A 15490-nucleotide genomic window follows, 5' to 3' on the forward strand; every position below is an offset into this window, starting at 1 on the left:
CGACCGCGCTGCCGGTCGGAACTCATCGGTGCGGCAGAATCCGGCCATGCTGACCGCTCCCCGCCGGGCCGACGAGCCACGGACCGCGGGCCCGGAGCCGCACCGCAGCCGCCGTCCGGTGCTGCTCGCCGCCGCGCTCCTCGCGCTCGCCGCCGGGCTCTGGGCGTGCTGGTCGGTCACCGTCGACGACGCCTACATCACCTACCGGTACAGCGCGAACCTCGCGCACGGCTTCGGCGCGACCTGGAATCCCGGTCAGGACCCGGTGGAGGGGTTCACCAACTTCAGCTGGATGCTGTGGCACGCCCCCTGGGTGTGGCTCGGCGTCCCCCTCCCGATCGTCTCCAAGCTCACCGCCGGAGCCTGTGCCGCGGTGATCGTGTGGGTCCTGGTGACCGAACCCCGCACCCGCTCCGGGGCGGTCGTCGCGGCGGGGAGCTTCGCCCTGTTCCTGCCGACCTGGGTCCACGTCGACTCCGGGCTGGAGACGGGACCGTTCGCACTGGTCGTCCTCCGCGCGGTGGTGCTCGCCGCTCGCCTGCTCCACGACCGGGACGCGGCCGTGCGGGCCGGGGAGATCCCGCTCCTGCTGCTCCTCGCCGGCACCCTGCGCCCGGACGGCGTGCTCGGTGTCGCCCCCGCGCTGCTGGTGCTGCTGTGGCTCCGGCGTCGGGACCGCACGGTGTGGTTGTGGACGGCCGGGGCCGGTGTCGTCGGCGTGGTGTACCTGGCCGGTCGGTGGCTGTACTACGGCCACCTGCTCCCGAACACCTTCTACGTCAAGGTCGGGGTCGAGGCCGCCACCGACGGCCGCTGGCTCCAGCTGACCGCCGCGACCTTCCTGCCGCTGCTGGCCTTCGCCGTCGCGGCGCTGTTCCGGACCCGGGTCGCGGCGCCGGCCGCGCTGGTCCTGGCGAGCTGCACCGCGTTGTGGATCATCCCGGCGCTGTCCGCGCCGGCGATGGACTACCTGTCCCGGTTCGCGTGGCACGGGTTCCCACTGCTCTGCCTGGCCGCCGCGTGGGCCCTGGACACCGCGGACCTGCGGCGGGTGGCCGCCGGTGCCGCCGTCGTCGCCGTGGCGTGGACGACTGCAGCCGGGTTCCTGGCCCCGGACGCCCGGACCCTGGTCCACTACGGCGACGACCTGCGCCGGGCACACATCGCCATCGGGCTCGCACTGGCCGACACCGACCTGCCTGCCGAGCGCCGGACGGTCGCGGTGACCGACGCCGGGGCGATCCCGTACTTCTCCGAGTGGACCACGACCGACTACATCGGACTCAACGACGAGCGGCTCGCGCACGGGGCGTCCCCGACCGACGTGCTGCTCGCCGACGATCCCACGGTCCTGGTCGTCACGAGCTCGACGCCGGAGCCGCCGCCCGCGTCCTGGCGGACGGATCTTCCCCGGGTACTGGGCGACCGGGAACTCGTCGGCGTGGCCCAGATGCGGCCGGAGTACTTCCAGCTGGTGTTCGCGAAGCCGGACGTCGCGGGTGATGTGCGGGCGGCCCTGGATCAGCGGCTGGCCGAAGCGCGTGCCGTGACCGACGCACGTCTGGACCCGGGCTATACGCGCTGGGTGGAGCGGTTGTCCGGCAGCAGCTGAGGCCGGTCAGCGGGTGAGCAGATGTGTACCCAACGCCCGCAGCGCCGCCCCGTCTCGCCGCACCAGCGCCCCGGGGAGCTGGACCGCCGCATTCAACCGGGACGAGACATGCCCCCGTGCGGCGCGGGCCGCCCGTCCCCAGCCGCGAGCGTCCATCCGGGCCGCCTCGGCCGCGAAGTAGCGCCGTTCCTCGGCGAACCGGTTGCCCGCGGCCGCGCCGGAACCGGAGTCGCTGGAGCGATGCCGCCGGTAGCGGAAGCAGACGTGGTCGTCGACCACCATCGACCTGCCGTCGGCGATCACCGCGACGGGGAGGGCCAGGTCGAAGACGTCCGCGGAGTCCGGAATCTGCTTCAACGCCGACGTCCGCCAGCACAGTGACGGGTTGTAGAGCCAGTTGCCGCGCAACAGGCTCACCACCAGGTCTTCGCCGCCCACCTCACGCGGCCCGGTCCCCTTCGGCGCGAGCAGTGCCTTCACCCGGTCGGCGAGCGGACGGACCGGCTGGTCGTGCTCGTCCATGATCGCGACACCGGGCTGGACGACCGCGGTGGCGGGCCAACGCTCGTGCAGCGCGAGGACGGTGTCCAGGTAGTCGGGCGACATGAGGTCGTCGGCGCCCATCATCACGAAGTACGGCAGCTCGACCTGCTCGATGCAGTACCGGTTGTTCGGCTGGGCGCCGAGCCGCTGCGCGTTGCGGCGGTAGCGGATGCGGTCGTCACCGAGGCCGGCGAACCAGGGCTCGATGGAGTCGTCGGGGTAACCGTCGTCGACGACGGTCAGCCGCCAGTCGGTGCGGGACTGCTGCTGCACGCTGCGGACTGCCCGGCGCAACAGCTCCGGGTCCCCGTAGAACGGAAGCATCACATCGACGGTCGGTGCAGGCACGTGCCGACGGTAGCGAGCGAGCGGATCGCTAGGATCGCCCGCCTCAGGGAGACGACGCCAGCAGCGATCCGGAGCACGGCCTTGGACATCCAGAACCATTACTACGGTCACTCGGCCGTCCTGGCCGCCTACGCGGGGTTGCCGCGGCCGCGGCACATCGCGGGCCTGCTCCAGCACGGCTGGACGGCGATCTCCCCGGTCGCCGCGCACTTCGCGGACTTCCCCACGGTCGGTGCCGACCCGCGGCAACGGCGCCTGCTGGTCTGGTCGCACGGCTGCCGTGGCTGGTCCCCGGCCGACGAGGACCGCGCGACCACCCCGATCGGCGCCCCTGTCCTGTACCTGGAGCGGCTGCTGCACCGGCAGGGCTGGTCCCGGTCGGACCGGCTCGGGCCGGTGTTCGTCCCGTTCCACGGGACCCGCCTGGTGCGGGTCACCGGCGCGCACGCCGACCTCGCCCGGCAGGTCGCGAAGGTCGACGGTCCGTCGACGGTCTGCCTGCACCACGAGGACATGACCGACCCCGAGATCACGTCGGCCTGGGCGGACGCCGGGCACACGCTCGTCACCGCCGGGCGGCGCGACGACCCGCACTTCCTGCTGCGGATCATGCACCTGGTCGGCAACGCGAGCCGGGTCTCGTCGAACCGGCTCTCCACCGCCGTCCTCTACGCGGCGGCGGTCGGCACCCCGGCCGCGGTCTGGGGCGACCCGCTGACGTTCGGCAACCAGGGCGCGGACGCGGTGACCCAGCTGCGGGAGCGGTGGCCGGAGTTCCACAGCGCGGACGCCGAGGACGGGACGCGCCCCGATGAGGGTGCGGCCGAGGCCGATGCCGCGGCGACCGCGCTGGCCCGTCGCGAGCTCGGTGCCGACCACCTGCTGGAGCCCGCCGAGCTCCGGGAGGTGCTCGGCTGGGGCCGCACGCCGAGCATCGGCCCGGGGCTCCAGTACTACGCGGCCTCCCCGCTGGCCAAGGCGGCGATGGTGCTCGGGCTGACCAAGCGTTCCGAGGCCGCCACCGAGGCGATGTCCGCGGGCAGCTTCAGCCCGTGGCTGTGGTTGCGGAACCCGCTGGCGGCCGTACCGCGGCCGTTGCCGAAGGGGTTGCCGACCCCGGTGACGACCGAGGAGCCCCTCCGGGCCCGTGAGTGGTTACCGCGGCCCTGACCGCGATAACCACTCACGAGCGAAAGACTCTCCGCACCATCCACACCAGCGCGATGCCCAGCAGCAGGGCCAGGCCGAACCGCGTCGACAGCCACGCCCAGCCGGCGGTCGGCAGCAGCGCACCGACCGCGCAGGCGAGTGCCCCGGCACCGATCGGGCCCAGCAGCACCGCCTCCCGCCAGGTCGTCTCCGACACCCGGCGGCGCAGCAGCGACGTGCCGACGGCGAGCGCGAGGTAGATGAGCGGGAACCCGAAGGCCACCGCCGTGAGCGACCCGGTCCCGGCCAGCAGCACCGCCACCACCAGGCCGGCGACCAGGCTCAGCGGGCTGGCCAGCGCCAGCCCGCCGCTGCGGCCGGAGGCGAACACCAGGTGCACGTTGGCCAGGTAGGCGACGCTGATCACCGCGCCGGCCGCGGCCACCCCGGCGGCCGGGACCAGCTCGGCAGGGACAAACGTGGCCGGGGCGAGGAAGCGCAGCAGGAACGGCGACAGCAGGGCCACGCCGCCGGCCAGCGCCGCCGTCACCGCGGCGACGTCGCGGGAGGTGCGTTCCAGTGCGGCGCCCCGGTCGGCCGGGTCGGTGCGGTAGACGACCGGGGCCCAGGCGTTGTTCAGCGCGGAGACGATCATCGCCGGCGCGGAGCCGAGCAGCAGTGCGATCTGCAGGCGACCGCCGTCGTCCAGGCCGAAGAACCGGTTGGCGATCAACACCAGCGCGTTCTGCACCAGCAGCAACGCCACCAGGTGCGGCACGGCGGGCAGCCCGACCCGCAACGCCCGCCGCAGGTCGCCCCGCTCACCGTGCGGGCGGCCGCCGCGCAGCGCGAGGACGATCCCGGCGAGCCCTGCGACGAGGTAGCCGAGCAGCAGGCCGAACAGGTAGTCCTCGGCGTCCGAGGCGCGCAGCGTGACCAGCAGCAGCCCGGCGACCGGCCCGCCGAGGGTGGCCACGGTGGACAGTGCCACGAACGGCAGCGGCCGGTCCTGGACCCGCAGGAACGACTGGGCGTTCTGGATGGTGGCGAACCCGGCGGCGGCGAGCGCGGCGAAGGCGAGCCCGGCCTGCCAGGGGGTCCCCAGTACCGGCTCGCCCCACAGTGGACCGGTGGCCACCGCGGCCAGGACCAGCAGCGTGGCCAGCGCGCTGCCCTGCAGGGCGAGCTTGCGGGACCCGGCCTCGCCGGAGCGCTCCATGATCCCGTGCCGGGTGATGGACGCCGCCATCCCCAGCCCGGCGACCATCGAGCCGACCTGCACCAGCACCAGGCCGACCGCGACGACGCCGTACTCGCCGACGCCGAGCACCCGGGTCACCACCGGGGTGACCAGCACGTTCGCCAGGATCGGCGCGACGCTGCCGAGGGTGTAGAGCGAGCCGCGGCCGAGCACGTCGCGGCTCGCGTTCCCGGCCGCCTCCGGATCGACCACCCGGCTCACGCCGAGTGCCCGAGGAACTCCCGCACCAGGCCCGCGACCCGGTCCACATCGGAGTCGGTGAGGTCCGGGAACAGCGGCAGCGAGAGCTGCTGGGAGTAGTAGGTCTCGGCGTTCGGGCAGAGCCCGCGGCGGTAGCCCAGGTCGGCGAACACCGGGTGCCAGTAGGCCGGGATGTAGTTGACCTGCACCCCGACCTCCCGCTCGCGGAGGAACTCGAACAACGCGCGGCGGCGGCCGTCGAGCACCCGCAGCGGGTAGAGGTGCCAGGCCGGGTCGGCACCGTGGCGCCGTGACGGCGTGCGGACCTCGGCGACGTCGGCGAAAGCGGCGTCGTAGCGGGCGTGGATCTCGCTGCGGCGCGCACGGAACGCGGCGAGCCGGGCCAGCTGCGACGACCCGAGGGCGGCGAGCAGGTCGGGCAGCCGGTAGTTCAGCCCGAACGCGTGCACCTCCTGGTGCCACGGACCCTCGTCCGGGAACCGCTGGGAATCCTTGTCCCGCACCAGGCCGTGGTTGCGGAACGAGCGCGCGCCGGCGACCAGGTCCGCCCGCGGCGAGACCACCGCGCCACCCTCGGCGGTGGTGAGGTTCTTGGTCGGGAAGAAGCTCAGCGTCGTGAGGTCGGCCAGGTCACCGACCGGACGGCCGTGCCAGGTGCCGCCGACCGAGTGCGCGGCGTCCTCCAGCAGCAGGGCACCTGTGTCGTGTGCGACCTCGCGCAGCGGCCCGGCGTCGATCGGATGCCCGGCGTAGTCCACTCCGGACACCACGGTGGTGTTCGGGGTGACGGCGGCCTTCGCGGCGTCCGGATCGAGGTTGCCGGTGTCCTCGCTGACGTCGGCGAAGATCACGTTCGCCCCGTGCAGCGCGGCCGCGCTCGCGGTCGCGACGAACGTCAGCGGGGCGACGACGACGTCCTGGCCCGGCCCGACGCCGGCCGCCGCGTAGGCGACGTGCAGCGCCGCGGTCCCCGACGTCACCGCGACGGCCGGGTTCCCGCAGACGACCGCGAGGTCGTCCTCGAACCGGGTGACCGCGGGCCCGGTGGTGAGCCAGTCCGTGCCGAGGACCGCGGTGACGGCCTCGACGTCGTCGGACGAGATCGACTGCCGGCCGTACGGGAGCATCAGTCGAGCGCCTCGACCATCTCGCGCAGCTGCGCGGGCGACAGCCACAGGTCGTTCGTGTCCGAGCGGTAGGCCTCGCCGTCGGCCATCGGCTCGCCGTCGGCGGGCGAGGTGTAGCCCCAGCCGGCGATGTAGGGCTCGACGACGTAGCGGTCGGTCAGCCGGCGGGTCCGCCGCGAGTCGTCGGCGGCGATCATCTCCTCGTGCAGCTTCTCCCCCGGCCGGATCCCGATCTCGTGGGTCGCGGCGCCGGGCGCGATCGCCTCGGCCAGGTCGGTCATCCGCATGGACGGGATCCGCGGCACGTACAGCTCGCCGCCCTGCATCAGGTCGAACGAGTCGATCACGAACTGCACGGCCTGCGGGAGCGTGATCCAGAACCGGGTCATCCGCTTGTCGGTCAGCGGCAACGACGCGCCCTCGGCGGCCAGTTTCTTGAACAGCGGCACGACCGAGCCGCGGCTGCCCAGCACGTTGCCGTACCGGACCACGGAGAACCGGGTCTCGTAGGCGGCCGCGTAGTGGTTCGCGGAGACGAACAGGCGGTCCGCGCACAGCTTGGTGGCGCCGTAGAGGTTGATCGGCGACGACGCCTTGTCCGTCGACAGCGCCACGACCTTCTTCACGCCGGAGTCGATCGCGGCCTCGACGACGTTCTGCGAGCCCTCGACGTTGGTCCGGATGAACTCGAACGGGTTGTACTCGGCGGTGTCGACCTGCTTGAGCGCGGCGGCGTGCACCACGTAGTCGATGCCGTGCATGGCCCGGCGCAGGCGCGGCTGGTCGCGGACGTCACCGAGGAACCAGCGCAGCCGGGGGTCGTCGCCGAACAGCGACCGGCACTCGTACTGCTTGAGCTCGTCCCGGGACAGGATCACCAGCCGGCGCGGTTCGTAGCGATCGAGCAGGGTGCGCACGAAGGCCTTGCCGAAGGACCCCGTCCCGCCCGTGACCAGGACCGACGAGCCCTTGAGTACCGACATCACGCCTCCACATCCACGGAATTTCTCCCGCCCGGCATGATGGCACGCGGGCAGGCGGACGAATCGAAGCAGGTAGCGAGCAGGTGCGGATCAACGCGGTCATTCAGGCCCGGACGGGCTCGACGCGGCTCCCCGGGAAGGTACTCCGGGATCTCGGTGGGCGACCGGTCCTCGATCGGGTCGTCCACGCCGCCCGCGCGGCCTCGAGCATCGACCAGGTGCTGGTCGCGACGTCGACGGCCGCCGGCGACGACGCGGTGGCCGAGCGCGCCTCCCGGCTCGGTGTACCCGTCGTGCGCGGCTCCGAGGACGACGTGCTGAGCCGCTTCGTCCAGGCCGTCGACGAGCACCCATGCGACGCCGTGGTGCGGCTCACCGCCGACTGCCCGCTGCTGGATCCCGATCTCGTCGGCCTGGTCGCCGCCACCTGGCGCACGGCCCCGCAGCACGACTACGTCGCGACGACGCTGGTCCGGACCCTGCCCCGGGGACTCGACGTCGAGCTCGCGACGGTCCCTGCGCTGCGCGCGCTGGCGTCCTCGGCAACCGGCTACGACCGGGTCCACGTCACGTCCGGGCTCTACGGCGACCCGGAACGGTTCCGTTGCCTCGGGGTGGTCGTCGCCCCGGCAGCGAACGATCTCCGGGTCACCCTGGACACCGCCGACGACCTGCACGCCTTGGAGGGGCTCGTCGAGCGGCTCGGCGACCGCACCGACTGGCGGTCGGTGGTGTCGGTGCTGCGGTCGAACCCGGACCTGGTCGAGCGGAACGCACACGTCCGCCAGAAGTCACTCACCGAAGGATGAACGCAGCGGGATGAGCCGGATGCGACTGTTGCTGCGCTGCGACGCCGGTCCGTCGACCGGGGTCGGGCACGCCGTGCGGTGTGCCGCCGTCGCCGAGGCGGCACTGCTGTCCGGACACGAGGTGTTCTGGTCCGGACGCCTCGACGGTCTCGACTGGCTGTGGGCGGGCCTGTTCCGCGTCGCGTGGCAGGCGTACACCCCGCTCCCGGGTGCCGCCGCGGAGCCCGCTCCGGGACCACCCGGGGTACTGCTCCCCCCGGCCGACAACGCCTCGGACCTGGTGGCGCTGTGCCGCGAGCACCGGATCGACGCGGTGCACGTGGACCACTACCTGCTCGGCACCGACCTGCGTGCCGCCCTGGTCGCGGCCGGCGTGGCGCTGTGCACGGTCGAGGACTTCACGACCGGGCGGCGGCCCGGGGACGTCGTCGTCGACCCGAACCTGGGCGCGGCGGAGCACCGGCGTCCGGACGACGGCTCGCCGGTCCTGCTGCGTGGCCCCGAGCACGCCCCGCTGCGGATGGCGGTGCGGCGGGCCCGCCGGCGGCGCGCGATCGGGGCGGCCACGGCCCCGGCCGCGGGGCCGCCGCGGGTTCTCGTCGTGATGGGGGGAACCGATGCGGCCGGGCTGCTCCCCCTGGTCGTCGCCGGGGTGGCCCGCGCCGGTGTCCCGGCGGAGGTCGACGTCGTCGTCCCGGCCGGGCGCGCGGTGGAACTGCCCGACGACGGACCGGCCCGGTTCCGCGCGGTCGGCCCGCTGCCCGATCTCCCCGCGACGATGGCCGAGGCGGACCTGGTGGTCAGCGCCGCCGGGACGACGGTGTGGGAGCTGTGCTGCGTCGGCGTCCCGATGGCGCTGGTCCGGGCCGCGGACAACCAGGCCGAGGGGTACCGCACGGTCGTCGCCGCCGGCGCCGCCGCCGGGCTGGGCGGGGTCGACGACCTGAGCGAGCCGGAGCCGGCCGCAGCGGTGCTGCGCGACCTGCTCACCGACCCGGACCGACGGGACGCCCTCGCCGAACGCGCCCGCGCCGTGGTCGACGGCGAGGGCGCGAACCGGATCGTCGATGCGGTCGCCGCCGCCGCGGGCGCCGCCTCCGACACCGAGTGGCGCACGCACGTCGAGGACACGACGTTGACGGGCGTCCTGCACGCCCGTCCGGCCACCCTCGACGACGCCGAGCTCCTCCTGGGCTGGCGCAACGACCCGGAGACCCGCCGCTGGTCGCGGTCCACCGACGAGATCGACCCGGACACGCACCGCCGCTGGCTCGCCGGGTCCCTGGACCGCGTGGACCGGTCGCTGCTGGTCGTCGCCGACCTCGACGGGCCGGTGGGCACCGTCCGCTGGGACCGCGAGTGCAGCGGCTGGGAGGTGTCGATCACCGTGGCGCCGGAGCGCCGTGGCGGCGGGCTCGCGGTGCCGCTGCTGCGCGCCGGGGAGGAGGCGCTGCGGACCCGGACAGGCACCGGCACCCCGGTGATCGCCGTGGTGCACGCGGACAACGCGGCGTCGGCGCGGTTGTTCGCCCGCGCCGGCTACGCCGACGACGGCACCGGCGCGGATCCGGACGGTTTCCACACCCTGCGCCGGATGCTGTGAGCGGCGACCTGCGGTGACGCCACCCGCATGTTGTGCCGCCGACACGCCGACGTGACCTAGTCTTCGCGCGTGTCCGGATCCCGCTCCACGCTGCCCGCCGCCTCGCTCGCGCGGGTCGTGGTGTTCGCCGCGTTCATCGCCGTGCTCGGTCTGTTCCCCGGCATCGGGGGCGTCGCGGGTGTCCCGATCGTCGTGCAGAACGCCGGGCCGATCCTGGCCGGCGCGATCCTCGGCTGGAAGCTGGGCACGGCATCGGTGGCGCTGCTGCTCGGCCTCACCGCGATCGGCCTGCCGCTGCTGTCCGGAGGACGCGGCGGGCTGGCCCCGTTCGTCGGGCCGAGCGCCGGCTTCGTGGTCGGCTGGCTGCTGTCCGCGCTGGTCACCGGCCTGATCGTGCAGCGGGCGCGCACCCGGACGCTTCCGGTGCTGCTGCTCGCCTGCCTCGCGGGCCTGCTCGCCGACTACCTGATCGGCATCCCGGTGATCGGGCTGTTCGTCGGCGACCTCGGTGCGGGCCTGCTCCAGTCCCTCGTGTTCGTACCGGGTGATCTGATCAAGGTGGTGCTGGCCGCGGTGATCGCCGGGCTGGTGCACCGGGCGCTGCCGGACCTGCTGCCCCCGACGACGTCCGCCGGGTCGCCGGTCCGGTGACGACGGGGCATCCTTCGCCGGCCTCGGCCCGGGTCCGCACCCGTCCCGCCCCGGAGCCGGCCCCGATCATCGCCGACGACCGGCTCCCCCGGGACCTGGCCGACGCGGTGCTGGCCGCGGCGCGGGACCTGCGCGGACGCGGGCTCGCCGCCGGCGACCGGGTGGTGCTCGACGCCCCCGACCGCGCCCGCTGGGACGTGCTGCCCCACCTGCTCGCCGCCGACCGGGCCGGCGCCGCGTCGCTGGTCGCCGACCCGGGCTGGTCGGGACGCGAACGGGCCGCGGTGCTCGCCGACGCCCGGCCCGACCTGATCGTCCCGGTCGGGGATGCTGCTGCCGGTGACCCGGCACCTGGTTCTGCGGGACCCGCGCCGGCCGATCCGCCGTTCCTGCTCCCCACCACCTCGGGCAGCACCGGCGCCCCGTCCGTCCTGGCCCGCACCCGCCGTTCGTGGTGGCTCGGGTTCGACGCCCTCGGCCCGCTGCCCGGGCCCGTGCTCGTACCGGGCCCGCCGTCGTCGACGCTGTACCTGTTCGGTGCCCTGCACGCGTTGCACCACGGGCTCGGCCTGGTCACCCGCGACCGGTTCGACCCCGCCGACGCCCGCGCCACCGGCACCGTCCACCTCGTCCCGGCCCAGCTGTCCGCGCTGCTCGACGACCGCGCGCACCACCCCGGTCACCCCGCGCCGCAGGTCATCGTCTGCGGTGGCGCGCACGTCGCCCCGGCGGTGCGGGACCGGTGCGCCCGGCTGCTGCCGGACACCACGCTGCTCGAGTACTACGGCTCGGCCGAGCACTCGCTGATCGCGCTGCGGCGCAGCGCCGGCGCGCTCCGCCCCGTCGAGGGCGTGCGCCTGGAGCTGCGCGAGGGCGTGCTGTGGGTGGACAGCCCGCAGGCCGTCCTCGGCCGGCTGCGGCACGGCGTCCTGGAACCGGCCGCCCCCGGCGCGTCGACGGTCGGCGACCGGGCCGAGCTGCACGCCGACGGCTCGCTGAGCGTCCTCGGCCGGTCCGCGGCGACGATCTCCTCCGGTGGGACGCTGGTCGCCGCGGAGGAGGTGGAGCAGGTGCTGCGGTCGGTCCCTGGGGTCGCCGACGTCGTCGTCGCCGGCACCCCGCACCCGGCGCTGGGGATGCTGGTCACCGCCGTCGTCGAACCGCGCACCGGCGTTCCGGTGTCCCGGCGGGACCTGCGGGACGCGGCCCGCGCCGCGCTGTCCCCGACCAAGCGGCCGCGGCGCTGGCTGGTCGCCGACGGGCTGCCCCGGCTCGGCTCGGGCAAGCCCGCCCGGGCCGCCGTCGAGGCGGGGCTGCGGGACGGCGGTCTCGACGCCCACCCGTTCGACCGGTGGAGCCCGCGATGACCACCGACGACACCCCGGTCGTGATCGCCGCCTACCGCACGCCGATCGGCACCGCGGGCGGGGCTCTGCGCAGGCACACCGTCGACGCGCTCGCCGCACCCGTGCTGGCCGCGCTCGCCGCCGAGATCGACACCCCGGTCGACGACGTGCTGCTCGGCAACGTCTTCGGCCCCGGCGGCAACCCCGCCCGCGTCGCCGCGCTGGCGGCCGGGCTCGGTGACACCGTCCCCGGGATGACCCTCGACCGGCAGTGCGCGAGCGGGCTCGCCACGATCGTCACCGCGGCGACGGCGATCCGGGCCGGTGACGGCGCCGCCTACCTCGCCGGCGGTGTCGAGTCGCCCTCCACCGCACCGGCCCGGACCCGGCCGGACGGCACCGGCTACACCCGCGCCCCGTTCGCCCCGTCCGGGCACCCGGACCCGGACATGGGCCCGGCCGCCGACGCCGTCGCCGCCCGGGCCGGGATCACCCGGGAACGCCAGGACGCGTTCGCCGCCCGCAGCCATGCCCGCGCCGTCGCCGCGCAGCGTGCCGGTCGGTTCGACGGCGAGCTCGTCGAGGTCGGCGGAGTCACCACCGACGAGCGGCCGCGCGACCGGTTCACCACCCAGCGGCTCGCCCGGTTCCGGCCCGCCTTCACCCCCGACGGCACGCACACCGCCGCGAACTCGTGCGGGGTGAACGACGGCGCGGCCGCCGTCCTGCTGGTGTCCGAGGCCCGCCGCCGCGAGCTCGGCGTCCCGGGACTCGCGCTGGAGGTGGCCGCCACCCGCGGCTGTGCCCCGGAACTGCTCGGGCTGGGTGCGGTCCCCGCCATGGCGGCCACCGGCACTGCGGACGCCCCCGACGTCGTCGAGTTCACCGAGGCGTTCGCCGGGCAGGTGCTGGCCTGCCTGGACGCCGCCGGGCTCGACCCCTTCGGCACCGCCGAGGACCGGGTCAGCCCGGACGGCGGGGCGATCGCGCTCGGGCACCCGTGGGGCGCGTCGGGCGCGGTACTGGTCGTCCGGCTGTTCCACCGGCTCGTCGTGCAGGGGCACGGGGAGACCGGGCTGGCCGCGTTGTCGTCCGGCGGCGGGCTGGGCGTCGCCACCCGGTGGAGGGTCGTCCGATGATCGAGTTCTCCGGGGTCGGACACCGCTACGGCGACCGCGTCGTGCTCGACGGCGTCGATCTGACCCTGCCGCAGAGCCGCGTGGCGCTGATCGGGGCCAACGGCTCGGGCAAGTCCACCCTGGCCCGGACGGTGAACGGGCTCGTCACCCCGACCGAGGGCACGGTCCGGGTGGACGGCCGCGACCCGGCGCGGCAGGGATCCGCGGTCCGCCGCCGGGTCGGGTTCGTGTTCAGCGACCCGGACTCACAGATCGTGATGCCGACCGCGGGCGAGGACGTCGCGTTCTCGCTGCGCCGCACGGTGCGCAACCGGGCCGAACGCGCCCGGCTCGCCGCCGAGACCCTCACCGGGTTCGGGCTCGGCGACCACATCGAGCACCCCGCGCACCAGCTCTCCGGTGGACAGAAGCAGCTGCTCGCCCTGTGCGCGGTGCTGGTGCTCGACCCCGACGTGCTGGTCTGCGACGAGCCGACGACCCTGCTCGACCTGCGCAACAAGAAGGCGTTCGCCGAGCGACTGGCCGGGCTGCGCCAGCAGGTGCTGCTCGCCACCCACGACCTCGACCTGCTCGAGGGGTTCGACCGCGTGATCGTCCTGGACGGCGGCCGGGTGGTGGCCGACGACGAGCCGGAGCCGGCCGTGGCCCACTACCGGAAGCTGTGCACGTGACGGCCGGTGCGCGGTGACCCCGCTCGGCCTCTACGAGCCCGGCACGAGCCTGCTGCACCGGGCGCCCACCGGGCCGTCGCTGCTGGCGGTGCTGCTGATCGCCGCGGGCACCGTGCTGACCTCCGACCCGTGGGTGCTCGCGGGTGTGTGCGGGCTGGTGGCGCTGGGCTACGTCGTCGCGCGGGTGCCGTGGCGGCGGCTGCGGCCGCTGCTGCGCACGCTGGCGCTGCTGCTGGTGCTGATCGGGCTGGTGCAGTGGTGGCTGCTCGGGCCGGAGCGGGCGCTGGTGATCGCGCTGCGGCTGGTGGCCGCGATCGGCGCCGCCAGCCTGTTCACCCTCACGACGCGGGTGGACGACCTGGTCAGTGCGGTGGAGCGCGGGCTGGGGCCGTTGCGTCGGTTCGGCGTCCGGCCCGAACGCGTCGGCCTTCTCGTCGGGCTGACGATCCAGTCGGTGGGGACGCTGTCCGGCATCGCCGGGCAGGTGCGCGCCTCGGCGAAGGCCCGTGGCGCCGGCGGCTCGGTGACGGCGTTCGCGGTGCCGTTCATGATCCGCACGCTGCGGCACGCCGACGCGCTCGGTGAGGCCCTCGCCGCCCGCGGCTGGGGTGACGACGACACTCGCCCGTCCCCACCCCACGTCGCGGAGCCATGACGCCTTCCGCAGGACACCGCGGGGACAGCACCGGGACAGCGACGCCCTCTACCCCGCGCCGCCGGTCACGGTGGAGCGGCCGGATCTCGGCACGGGGGGACGGTACCGGGGATGAACGATGTCGTGATGCTGATGCTGGTCGCTGTCGTCGTCGCTCTGATCGCGACGAGCTACCGGCGCAGTGTGGGCGGCTCCCCGCCGCGTCGCCGTCGGTTCTTCTCCGACGGCGACGGCGGGAGCGACGGCGGAGGCGGTGACTGCGGCGGAGGTGGCGACGGCGGAGGCTGTGACTGAGCAGAACTCGGGCCGACCGGTCAGATCAGGTCCCAGGTCAGCGGTGTCCCACGGGCCACGTCGCGGGCGAAGGTCCGGCCCAGCACGGTGCCGATCGTGTCGGTCGGCAGCCCGCCGGCCGGGCGGATCGAGCGGACGTTGTCCTCGGTGACCGGGTCCCCGGCGGCGACGTCGGCGACGACGTAGAGCGAACGGCGCAGCGCGAGCGTGTCCCGCTCCGACTCGCGCGGCCCGAAGCGGGCCGGACCCAGCGCACGCCGGGCCACGTCGGTCTCGGTGACCAGCGACGCCAGCTCGTGCGGCTCCAGGGAGAAGTCGGAGTCGACGCCACCGTCGGCGCGCTGCAGCGTCACGTGCTTCTCGATCGCGACGGCGCCGAGCGCGACCGCGGCGACCGGGACACCGATGCCCGGGGTGTGGTCGGAGAGCCCCACCGGCACCCCGAACGCCTCGCGCAGCGCCGGGATCGTCTGCAGGTTCGCGTCCACCGGATCCGCCGGGTACGACGCGGTGCAGGCCAGCAGCACGATCTCGCTCGCCCCACCCTCGCGGGCCGCGGCGACGGCGGCGTCGATCTCGGCCAGCGTCGCCATCCCGGTGGACATGACCATCGGCTTGCCGGTGGCCGCCATCCGCCGGATCAGCGGCAGGTCGACGAGCTCGGCGGAGGCCACCTTGTACGCCGGCGCGTCGAGGGACTCGAGCAGCTCGACCGCCGTCGGGTCGAACGGGCTGGAGAACGGGACCAGCCCCAGCGAGCGCGCCCGGGCGAACAGCGGCTCGTGCCACTCCCAGGGCGTGTGCGCCTGCTCGTAGAGCTGGTAGAGGTTGCGTCCGCCCCACAGCCCGTGGTCGTCGCGGATCCGGAAGGCGGGACCGTCGGCGTTGATGGTGATCGTGTCCGCCCGGTAGGTCTGGAACTTCACCGCCTGCGCCCCGGTCCCGGCGATCGCGTCGACGATCTCCAGCGCCCGGTCCAGCGAGCCGTTGTGGTTGCCGGAGACCTCGGCGATGACGAAGGGCCGCTCCCCCGGCCCCACACGGTGGCCGGCGATCTCGATCGGGTCCGGGATGCGCATGCCGCTCACCCTACGAGGC

Annotated in this window: 15 protein-coding genes; 10 read left to right on the top strand and 5 right to left on the bottom strand. The window is 74.7% G+C overall.

All coding sequences use genetic code 11. The annotated features are described in order from the left end of the window. Positions 1-46 precede the first annotated feature (46 nt). Positions 47-1612, top strand: coding sequence for a hypothetical protein (locus tag BM093_RS10940; RefSeq protein ID WP_143105333.1), 1566 nt, complete (start codon positions 47-49; stop codon positions 1610-1612). A gap of 6 nt (positions 1613-1618) precedes the next feature. Here the strand turns inward: BM093_RS10940 and BM093_RS10945 are convergent, their stop codons facing one another. Beyond that, the gene (locus tag BM093_RS10945; RefSeq protein WP_245773448.1) at positions 1619-2503 is read right to left on the bottom strand and encodes a glycosyltransferase family 2 protein; all 885 of its coding nucleotides are present in this window, start codon (positions 2501-2503) and stop codon (positions 1619-1621) included. 81 nt (positions 2504-2584) lie between these two features. On the opposite strand from BM093_RS10945, the gene BM093_RS10950 reads away from it, so the two are divergent. Then, positions 2585-3673: a hypothetical protein gene (locus tag BM093_RS10950; RefSeq protein WP_177238393.1), complete on the top strand. Its 1089-nt coding sequence runs from the start codon at positions 2585-2587 to the stop codon at positions 3671-3673. A 13-nt stretch (positions 3674-3686) separates the two neighbouring features. Here BM093_RS10950 and BM093_RS10955 read toward each other — a convergent pair whose 3' ends face one another. From BM093_RS10955 to pseB, 3 genes are read right to left on the bottom strand one after another with little or no spacing between them, the layout of a single operon-like run. Continuing rightward, the gene (locus tag BM093_RS10955) at positions 3687-5114 is read right to left on the bottom strand and encodes a lipopolysaccharide biosynthesis protein (protein ID WP_093341119.1); all 1428 of its coding nucleotides are present in this window, start codon (positions 5112-5114) and stop codon (positions 3687-3689) included. Then, on the bottom strand, positions 5111-6241 hold the full coding sequence (locus BM093_RS10960) for a DegT/DnrJ/EryC1/StrS family aminotransferase (RefSeq protein ID WP_093341122.1): 1131 nt from the start codon (positions 6239-6241) through the stop codon (positions 5111-5113). Before BM093_RS10960 ends, BM093_RS10955 begins: the two co-directional genes overlap by 4 nt. Next, on the bottom strand, positions 6241-7224 hold the full coding sequence (pseB, locus tag BM093_RS10965) for a UDP-N-acetylglucosamine 4,6-dehydratase (inverting) (RefSeq protein ID WP_093341125.1): 984 nt from the start codon (positions 7222-7224) through the stop codon (positions 6241-6243). The genes BM093_RS10960 and pseB overlap by 1 nt, the downstream gene beginning before the upstream one ends. 83 nt (positions 7225-7307) lie before the next feature. On the opposite strand from pseB, the gene BM093_RS10970 reads away from it, so the two are divergent. From BM093_RS10970 to BM093_RS11005, 8 genes are all read left to right on the top strand, one after another. Further along, positions 7308-8033: a cytidylyltransferase domain-containing protein gene (locus BM093_RS10970; protein WP_093341128.1), complete on the top strand. Its 726-nt coding sequence runs from the start codon at positions 7308-7310 to the stop codon at positions 8031-8033. A 10-nt stretch (positions 8034-8043) separates the two neighbouring features. Then, entirely contained in the window at positions 8044-9636 is a 1593-nt protein-coding gene (locus tag BM093_RS10975; protein WP_177238394.1) for a GNAT family N-acetyltransferase, read from the top strand. A gap of 69 nt (positions 9637-9705) precedes the next feature. After that, positions 9706-10287 (top strand): biotin transporter BioY, encoded by a 582-nt coding sequence (locus tag BM093_RS10980; protein ID WP_093341130.1) that lies wholly within the window; start codon positions 9706-9708, stop codon positions 10285-10287. Further along, positions 10284-11654: a class I adenylate-forming enzyme family protein gene (locus tag BM093_RS10985; RefSeq protein ID WP_245773449.1), complete on the top strand. Its 1371-nt coding sequence runs from the start codon at positions 10284-10286 to the stop codon at positions 11652-11654. Before BM093_RS10980 ends, BM093_RS10985 begins: the two co-directional genes overlap by 4 nt. Then, complete coding sequence (locus BM093_RS10990; RefSeq protein ID WP_093341402.1) at positions 11651-12772, top strand: thiolase family protein; 1122 nt, start codon at positions 11651-11653, stop codon at positions 12770-12772. Before BM093_RS10985 ends, BM093_RS10990 begins: the two co-directional genes overlap by 4 nt. Then, positions 12769-13443 carry an energy-coupling factor ABC transporter ATP-binding protein gene (locus BM093_RS10995; RefSeq protein WP_093341133.1) on the top strand — a complete coding sequence of 225 codons (675 nt, stop codon included), beginning with the start codon at positions 12769-12771 and terminating at the stop codon, positions 13441-13443. The genes BM093_RS10990 and BM093_RS10995 overlap by 4 nt, the downstream gene beginning before the upstream one ends. A gap of 13 nt (positions 13444-13456) precedes the next feature. Then, complete coding sequence (locus BM093_RS11000) at positions 13457-14098, top strand: energy-coupling factor transporter transmembrane component T family protein (RefSeq protein WP_093341136.1); 642 nt, start codon at positions 13457-13459, stop codon at positions 14096-14098. Between the two features lie 111 nt (positions 14099-14209). Then, the gene (locus BM093_RS11005; RefSeq protein WP_093341138.1) at positions 14210-14392 is read left to right on the top strand and encodes a hypothetical protein; all 183 of its coding nucleotides are present in this window, start codon (positions 14210-14212) and stop codon (positions 14390-14392) included. A gap of 20 nt (positions 14393-14412) precedes the next feature. On the opposite strand, the gene pseI is transcribed toward BM093_RS11005, so the two are convergent. After that, positions 14413-15471, bottom strand: a complete 1059-nt coding sequence (pseI, locus tag BM093_RS11010; protein WP_093341140.1) for a pseudaminic acid synthase — start codon at positions 15469-15471, stop codon at positions 14413-14415. Positions 15472-15490 lie beyond the last annotated feature (19 nt).

Origin of the sequence: Pseudonocardia ammonioxydans (genome assembly GCF_900115005.1) — a bacterium.
Lineage (GTDB): Bacteria > Actinomycetota > Actinomycetes > Mycobacteriales > Pseudonocardiaceae > Pseudonocardia > Pseudonocardia ammonioxydans.

Excerpts from the sequence above, each read along its gene's own strand:
- BM093_RS10940 (WP_143105333.1), top strand. The coding sequence starts at position 47 with ATGCTGACCGCTCCCCGCCGGGCCGACGAGCCACGGACCGCGGGCCCG.
- pseB (WP_093341125.1), bottom strand. The coding sequence starts at position 7,224 with ATGTCGGTACTCAAGGGCTCGTCGGTCCTGGTCACGGGCGGGACGGGG.
- BM093_RS10960 (WP_093341122.1), bottom strand. The coding sequence starts at position 6,241 with ATGCTCCCGTACGGCCGGCAGTCGATCTCGTCCGACGACGTCGAGGCC.
- BM093_RS10975 (WP_177238394.1), top strand. The coding sequence starts at position 8,044 with ATGAGCCGGATGCGACTGTTGCTGCGCTGCGACGCCGGTCCGTCGACC.
- pseI (WP_093341140.1), bottom strand. The coding sequence starts at position 15,471 with ATGCGCATCCCGGACCCGATCGAGATCGCCGGCCACCGTGTGGGGCCG.
- BM093_RS10990 (WP_093341402.1), top strand. The coding sequence starts at position 11,651 with ATGACCACCGACGACACCCCGGTCGTGATCGCCGCCTACCGCACGCCG.
- BM093_RS10995 (WP_093341133.1), top strand. The coding sequence starts at position 12,769 with ATGATCGAGTTCTCCGGGGTCGGACACCGCTACGGCGACCGCGTCGTG.
- BM093_RS11005 (WP_093341138.1), top strand. The coding sequence starts at position 14,210 with ATGAACGATGTCGTGATGCTGATGCTGGTCGCTGTCGTCGTCGCTCTG.